The sequence below is a fragment of the Streptomyces sp. NPDC001222 genome (assembly GCF_042896945.1).
Classification (GTDB): Bacteria; Actinomycetota; Actinomycetes; order Streptomycetales; family Streptomycetaceae; genus Streptomyces; species Streptomyces gibsoniae.
Genome location: NZ_JBIAXT010000077.1, coordinates 1 through 7,389 on the forward strand (window position 1 = coordinate 1; position 7,389 = coordinate 7,389).

Consider the following 7,389-nt stretch of genomic DNA (forward strand, 5'->3'; position numbering starts at 1 on the left):
CCGAGTAGTCCTTCATCGCCATCGGCGGGGTTCTCGCTTCCTCCGGATCAAGCAGATCCAGTATCAGCGTGTCCACCACTCAGGGGGAGGCCCCGGTGGCTCCACACGTATCCAGCCATCCTGGCGTGTCTCCGCAGCGTCGGCTGCGGCGCCATTGCGGCAACCGTGATCCATTCTTTGCGGTGAAAAAACCAAAGGGTATCTCCGCAACCCACAGCTGCGGCATCATTACGGCCATGGCATTCACGCCCGCTATGTGCTGGTAACACTCGTGCCTCCGCAGCCCCGCCGCTGCGGCACCATTGCGGCAAGCAGGCTCTGCAGGGCAGCGTGGACTTGCCGAGCTTGTTTCCGCAGTCCCCGGGCTGCGGCATCATTGCGGCTTGAAAAACTGATAGACGGCGCACGGCAGAAGATCGCTCCTCCGCAGCTCGCGACTGCGGCACCATCGCGGCAGCAGCAGCTCAGAAACTGCCATCGCGTAGCCCTGGTATCTCCGTGGTTCATGACTGCGGCACCATTGCGGCGGGTACAAGGTCAACCACCTCAAGACCGGCTCCATCGTTTCTCCGCAGCGCCAGGCTGCGGCACCATTGCAGCTGGGTGACCCGCCAGCAGTGGGGCCCCGACTTCGAGGTTTCTCCGCAGCCAGCGGCTGCGGCATCATTGTGGACCATCACGCCCCTCCCAAGGGACCAGCAGCGGTGGTGTCTCCGCAGCCTGGAACTGCGGCACTATTGCGGCAGCTGGATCGGACCGACCATGCCGACGCCGAGTCGCTACCTTTCCGCAGCCTCTGGCTGCGGCACCATTGCAGTTACCTGGTCGGTGGCCGGCAGACCATGCCAGCGGAACATCTCCGCAGCTCGAAGCTGCGGTTCCATTGCGGCTTCGTGCCATTTCCGATTGTCCGAGCCATACCGCCAGTCTCCTCCGTAGCCCACGGCTGCGGCCCCATTGCGGCGACTACGCGGCAAACGAGGTTGTGTTCTCGGAGCACTGTCTCCGCGGCGCGTGTCCGCGGCACAATTGCGGCTGCTCGGTCCATCGCTGAAGGGTGTTCATATTCGACGTGCCTCCGCAGCCCAGGGCTGCGGCACCATTTAGGCATCACTGACCACGGACTTCAGGCCGGGGCAGAGGAGTGTCGCCGCAGTCCACGGGCTGCGGCCTCATTGCGGCCTGGACGTGCGCAAGGTCGACCCGAACCACGTCATCGTCTCCGCAGCCCGGGGCTGCGGCATCATTGCGGCATCCGCCACTGCCAGCCCGGCCGCCGCCAGTAGTACGGCGTCTCCGCAGCTGACGGCTGCGGCACCATTGCGGCTCGTTGGGGTCGAACAGCCACTTCATGACGTCGTATGTCTCCGCAGCCCTAGGCCGCGGCACCATTGCGGCACAGCCAATGGCGCGTCGAACGTGATCAACGTCAGTGGCATCACCGCAGTTTCCAGCTGCGGCTCCATTGCGGTATGTCGGTGTCCGGCCTCTGCGTCACCACGGAGGTGACATCTCCGCAGCCCGTGGCTGTGGCACCATTGCGGCACTTTGTCGATCTCGATCTCAAACAGGTTCGGGCAGGGACGCCGTAGCTACGGCTGCGGCACCATTCCGGCACGCCGTCCTGAGTGCCACCGACGTCCGTCCAGGAGTGTCTCCGCAGCCCTCCGCTGCGGCACCATTACGGCTGTTGCGCCTCCAGTCCGTTGAGGAACCCCTTCCCGCGTCTCCGCAGCCCTCGACTGGCGGCACCGACTGTCTCCGCGGCCCGGGGCTGCGGCACCATCGCGGTCTCCGGATCAGGTAGGCGCGGAACGTTTGGAGCCCAGTGCCGGCCAGCTACTGGCTACGGAACGTAGTTGACTGCGTTCGTCCCGGCCGTTCACTCGCGAGGGTGGCTGGATTCATCAGAGAAGCGATCGTGCGGTCAAGCTGCGGAAGAGACATCCGTCCGGGTGTCTTGCGAAGGTCAAGAGCTGGGGTCACGTGCGCTCTGGGGGCCCCGTAGGCCATGATGGGAAACGGCCCAAAGAATCAGAGCACCACCCTTCGAACATCCGGGGCCGTGAGTAGAAGGACACATGGAAAATGACCGCCATAACGCCACAGCAGAGGGATCTGCTGGCGATTTGTGCCTTGCGTGTAGGAAGCAAGTCCGTCGACTGGAACCTGATCGCCCGGACCTGCCAGTCGCCCGAGGCGCTCCAGGTCGTCCTCGGAGGCGACATCCCCGAGGACTCCGCCATCGCGCGCAAAAACCTCATACTCCTGCGCGAGGCCCTGCCTGCGATCGGCGATGCCCGCACGCGGGTGATCACCGAGCTTGAGGCAGCCGAGCGGGCTGGTGCGCGGCTGGTGACTGTGCTCGACCCGGATTACCCGGCCAACCTGCGCCTCGTGCCCAACCTGCCTCCCTTCCTGTTCCACCTCGGTGACCTCGAAGAGCGGGACGCCCGCTCGGCCGCCATCGTTGGCACGCGCAACGCGAGCGAGGACGGGATGCGCCGCGCTGCCCGCATGGCGCGGCTTTTGGTCGACGAGGACGTGGTGATTTTTAGCGGCCTTGCAAAGGGAATCGACACCGCCGCCCATACGGCCACGCTCGAAGCCGGGGGCCGTACCGTCGCCGTGATGGGAACTGGTATCGCGGCGAAGATCTACCCTGCGCAGAACAAGGGCCTCGCCGCTCGCATCGTCGACGAGGGCGGAGCATTGGTCTCGCAGTTCTGGCCCACCTCCGGGCCAGCCACCTGGACCTTCCCGCGGCGCAACGTCGTCACCTCCGGCTCGACGATGGGCAGCGTCGTCATTGAGGCGTCCTCGACCTCCGGCGCCAAGATGCAAGCCCGCATCGCCCACGAGCACGGCAAACAGGTCTTCTTGATCAAGTCCCTCGCGACGAGTGAACCCTGGGCGGCGAAGATGGTCGCGGAAGGAAATGCCGTGGAGGTCGCAGAGCTCGACGACGTCATCTCACGCCTCGGCAACGCCAAGCGGGTACAGCAGGCCGCACAACTGCGCCTCCAGCTCGCCCTGGCGGGCCTGTGACCAACGCTGCCGATCTGCCCAAGCCGCTCGGATTTCCGAACTGCCGCCTCTGCGCCTACAAGGGGAACGGGACCCCCAAGCTCTGCGCCGAGTGCGCTGCGCGGACTCTCAAGCCCTTGGCGGAGCACCACTGCAGCGTGTGTGGACAGAGCCTCGTGACGCCGACGTCGAACTGCTGGAACAGCATCTGCAGCTGGGAGCCCGGAGACCGCTACTTCACCCGGGTCGACGCCGTGGCCCTGCACGCGCCGCCGCTGAAGGAAACCATCTGGGAGTACAAGTACGGTCATAGGCCGGGATCGATCGGATGGGGCACGATCTTCGGCCGGCTCATCGTCGGCTGGCTGAACGCCCACGCTGATGAGATCGCGGACATCGACATCATTTTCGGCAATCCCACGGCACCCGACCGCACACCGCTCCAGCACATCGAGGCCATGATGAAGGCTGCTCATGCGGAGGATGGTCTCGGCCGCTGGCCCATCGCCGATCCCGAGAGCCCAGTTCTGATCAAGCAGTACGAGACAAAGAAGTCCGCCGGCGGCGGCGTTCGATGGGCCGAGAAGATGGAGGCCGCAAAAGAGCACGCCGCCGCCTTGAAGCTTCGCCAGAGCGTCCAAGGCAAGCGCATCCTGCTCGTCGACGACGTGTTCACCACTGGGTCGCAGTTCTACACCGTGGGGAAGTTTCTTATGACGCAGGGGAAGGCGGCGGAGGTCCGCGGCTTGGTCCTCGCCCGCGTTCCGGGCTGATGGCTGCTGGAGTGCTGCGCATCGACGGCACAGCGGCTCTCGCGCCGGGCGAGCCATGGAAAATGGCGGCTGGACCGTTCCTTCCCTGCGCCTTCAGGCCGGTTGAACCGCGCCGCATGGCGCAGTTGAGAGGGCGATAGTTACGACAGAACCGGGTCGCGGTAACGCTCGAACACTGCGTCCCGCTCCTGCTCCCACGTCCAGTCCGGGTCCCGGCGGTGGAACTCGGTCACGGCCAGCTCGAAGAATTGGTCGGACGGCTTCCGGCTGGATCCATTGACCACCAGTGCCGAGAGCATCGGCTCGGGGCCGGTGCTGTCCAGGCGGCAGACGTCCGCCAGCAGGAGCGACATCATCCGGCCGTGGTAGTGCACCCGGTGCTCCGGTGCCAGGGCCTCGCTCAGCGCCTTGTAGAAGTCGGTCCGGCCTTCTCGGGCCCACCCCCTCAGAATCTCCAGCATGGCGTCCCGGGCGGCCATGTAGTCCGCATCTCCATACTTCATGTGAGCCCCCTCCAGCCGACTGGAGCGACACGGTACAGAGTTGAAGAGGCGCTGAGGTAGGGCTTTGAGCCGTTGCCCAGGTGCTAGGCGGATCGCGGCCTGCTTGCACAGCCGTGAAGAAGCCCGCCAGCCACCGGGGTGCAGTACGGGGACGCCCTTGTGCTCGGCCTCGGTAGGTGGGGGAGCGGACCGTCCACCGTGACGCCCTTCGATTGTCAGTGCTGCCTCGTACGATCTCCCCCTTGATCAACCTGCATCAAGGGGGAGGGCCTCATGGACGAGATCCGTCGCGGCGAGCGAGGTAAGCAGAAGACCTGGCAGTGGCTCATGGTCCTGACGGCGCATAGGGGCCTGTGTGTCTACTGCGGTCGTTCAACGGCCACCACGATTGACCACGAGAGGCCCATCGCCGACACCGGTGCGGACGTCTGGTGGAACTTCGTTCCAGCCTGCGAGGACTGCAATCGCAGAAAGAATGGTCGTACTGCGAGGCGCTGGGTGGCCGACATGGATCTGAGCCACACATACCCAGATGCTGGTTTCAGGACGCGCGCGATGAGCCCCAGGGTGTACGTCGGCATCACAAGACGTGTGGAGCGCGTGCAGCGGGAGATAGCCGACATGGACCGGCGGGAGTGGTTCCAGCTGCACTACGGCAGTGAGAAGCACCGGAACAAGGCTGAACTGTTCGAGATACTCGATCGCTGTAAGGCGGAGCTGCGAGGCTATCCGCACTACCCCTGGCGGACGCCGAAGCTAAGGACGTCGCGGATCGTCTGCACGCGCCTGATCTGCTGCGGTTACCAGCATCCGAAGGCAGAGCGCTTGGTGGCTTTCCTGGAACCCGAGGAGCGCGCCGCCTTCAAGCGAGCTGTGTTCAACGAGCGCGTCCATGAGGGCGACGTGCTTGGTCGGCTCATCCGGGAGTACCTCTTTGCCAGAGAGCGCGACCGCGATGACGGGCGTAGCCGTCCAGGCCAGTGAAGGTCCACGCCCCCGGAGCCTGCTTGGTGCAGAGCACATATGCGGCCATCAGTCGGAGCCCGGCTACAGCGGCGCGCGGGACTCGTGCTGGGAGGTCACAGATATCCGGCTGCCTTGGAGCGCTCACGCCGGACGGTGGCGGCCACGGAGGCCGGATTGGCGTCGGGGCGGACCTGGAGGATGTTCGCGACAGCCACGGAGTTGCTGACACCGGAGCGCAGCTCTTCGCGAGCGAGGTAGGCGATGCTCGGGGTGGGTCCGTGATGTTCGCTGGTGTTCGTCCTGGTGAGCGGCACGGTGTTCGGTTGCTCAGGATCCTCGTTCGCGTCCTCTTCGCTGACGATGTTCGGTTGTTCGGGTGCCGTGTTCACCGGGTTCGCGGCCGCCTTATCCGGGGCGCCGGAGAGCCGGGCGCGGAGATGCTCGGCGGCGAGGAGTTCGGCGGCAGCCCGGTCCTCCGCACGCGCAACCTGACGGCGGACGCCCGCGACGGCGAGAGCGGCGTTCGCACGGGACATCTCGTGCCGCACCCACGCGGCGTCGGCCTCGGACAGATCCCGGTCGACGAAGCGCATGACCCCGAACCACAGCGTCTTCGCGAAGAGGCTCACCCCGGCACCCACCACGCCTAGCGCCGGACTGCCCACGGACAAGCCGTGCCAGAGGATCGCGCCCATGGTCGCGGCCAACAGTGACCAGCCGAGGCGCCTGGAGAAGCCGCGCTTGGCGGGGTCGAAGCGGCTCAACCACTCCAAGAGGATGTTGACGATCCAGCCTAGGTCGAACACCACTGCGGCGACGAAACCGACCCCGCGTCCAAGCAGGATGCCGATGCAGTAGGTGGACCAGATGACCGAAATCACGGTGAGGGTCAGGACGAGACTTGCGGCGGCACGTAGGGCAACCTGGTCCCAGTCGCGAGGCAGGACCGGGAGAGCGACGGCGTAATGCTCGGGGACGTCGTGGGTGACACCGTCGATCGTGTGCGGTACCTGGCGGACAAGGGTCTCAGTCCGAAACTTCACGAGGGTCCTTCACGTTGAGCCCGCTGCGGCACCCGTGGATCCAGCCGCAAGCACACCCGGTCGGCGAGGCCAGAGCTCTCGTGGGTGCTCAAGAAGCGTCTCAAACTAAGATTCGACCTCGCCGTCGCCTGCGCCGTACTCGGCGCCGCGGAACGCATCGACCCCCGCGTGCTCGCCGACATCGTGATGATCGGCGAACTGGGCCTGGACGGACGCGTCCGACCCGTGCGAGGCATCCTGCCCGCCGTACTGGCCGCCGCGGACGCCGGATACGAACAGGTGATCGTACCCGAGTGCGCGGCCGCAGAGGCCTCCCTCGTCCCCGGCGTGTCCGTGCTCGGCGTCCGCACCCTGCGCCAACTGATCGCCGTCCTCGCCGACGAACCCGTACCCGAGGAGGAACCTGACGAACAGGGCCGCCCCGACCCGCTCCTCGCCGGCCTGCGCGTACCGGGTACCGGCGCCGCCACCGGCATGCACAGCGTCGGTGCCGCACAGCACGACCAGGACCACGACCTCGCCGACGTCGTGGGGCAGCTCGCCGCCCGCACCGCGGTGGAGGTCGCCGCGGCGGGCGGACACCACCTCTTCCTCGAAGGACCGCCCGGCGCCGGAAAGACGATGCTGGCCGAGCGGCTTCCCGACGTCCTGCCCAAACTCACCCGACAGGAATCGCTGGAGGTCACAGCGGTGCACTCGGTGGCCGGACTGCTCCCCGTGGGCAAACCCCTCATCGACACCGCCCCCTACTGCGCCCCGCACCACTCCGCCACCATGCAGGCACTCGTCGGCGGCGGACCCGGCATCGCCCGCCCCGGCGCCGTCTCGCTCTCCCACCGCGGAATTCTCTTCCTCGACGAGACACCCGAGTTCAGCAGCCACGCCCTCGACGCGCTGCGCCAGCCGCTGGAGGCCGGACACGTCGTCATCGCACGCAGCGCGGGAGTCGTGCGCTTCCCGGCGAAGTTCCTGATGGTGAACCCTTATGCGTTGGTGGACAGTGTCCGCACGCTCGGTGCGTCGTTGTCTCCTGTGTGGAGGGGAACGACGCCAAGTGGCGCATGAGTGTGACGAAAC

5 protein-coding genes and 1 pseudogene are annotated in these 7,389 nt (G+C 66.2%); 4 read left to right on the top strand and 2 right to left on the bottom strand.

The features are described from left to right. The first annotated feature begins 2,088 nt into the window (after positions 1–2,088). The gene (locus ACFY2Z_RS41375) at positions 2,089–3,048 is read left to right on the top strand and encodes a DNA-processing protein DprA (RefSeq protein WP_390749157.1); all 960 of its coding nucleotides are present in this window, start codon (positions 2,089–2,091) and stop codon (positions 3,046–3,048) included. Beyond that, complete coding sequence (locus tag ACFY2Z_RS41380; RefSeq protein WP_390749158.1) at positions 3,045–3,800, top strand: ComF family protein; 756 nt, start codon at positions 3,045–3,047, stop codon at positions 3,798–3,800. The genes ACFY2Z_RS41375 and ACFY2Z_RS41380 overlap by 4 nt, the downstream gene beginning before the upstream one ends. Positions 3,801–3,940: 140 nt before the next feature. On the opposite strand, the gene ACFY2Z_RS41385 is transcribed toward ACFY2Z_RS41380, so the two are convergent. Further along, positions 3,941–4,303: a hypothetical protein gene (locus ACFY2Z_RS41385; protein ID WP_390749159.1), complete on the bottom strand. Its 363-nt coding sequence runs from the start codon at positions 4,301–4,303 to the stop codon at positions 3,941–3,943. Between the two features lie 273 nt (positions 4,304–4,576). On the opposite strand from ACFY2Z_RS41385, the gene ACFY2Z_RS41390 reads away from it, so the two are divergent. Further along, complete coding sequence (locus ACFY2Z_RS41390) at positions 4,577–5,287, top strand: HNH endonuclease (RefSeq protein WP_390749160.1); 711 nt, start codon at positions 4,577–4,579, stop codon at positions 5,285–5,287. A 95-nt stretch (positions 5,288–5,382) separates the two neighbouring features. Here the strand turns inward: ACFY2Z_RS41390 and ACFY2Z_RS41395 are convergent, their stop codons facing one another. Further along, a complete protein-coding gene (locus tag ACFY2Z_RS41395) occupies positions 5,383–6,312 on the bottom strand; it encodes an MgtC/SapB family protein (RefSeq protein ID WP_390749161.1) in 930 nt (309 codons plus the stop codon). Between the two features lie 111 nt (positions 6,313–6,423). On the opposite strand from ACFY2Z_RS41395, the pseudogene ACFY2Z_RS41400 reads away from it, so the two are divergent. Next, positions 6,424–7,290, top strand: a pseudogene (locus tag ACFY2Z_RS41400) (ATP-binding protein); the annotation flags it as partial. Between the last annotated feature and the right edge of the window lie 99 nt (positions 7,291–7,389).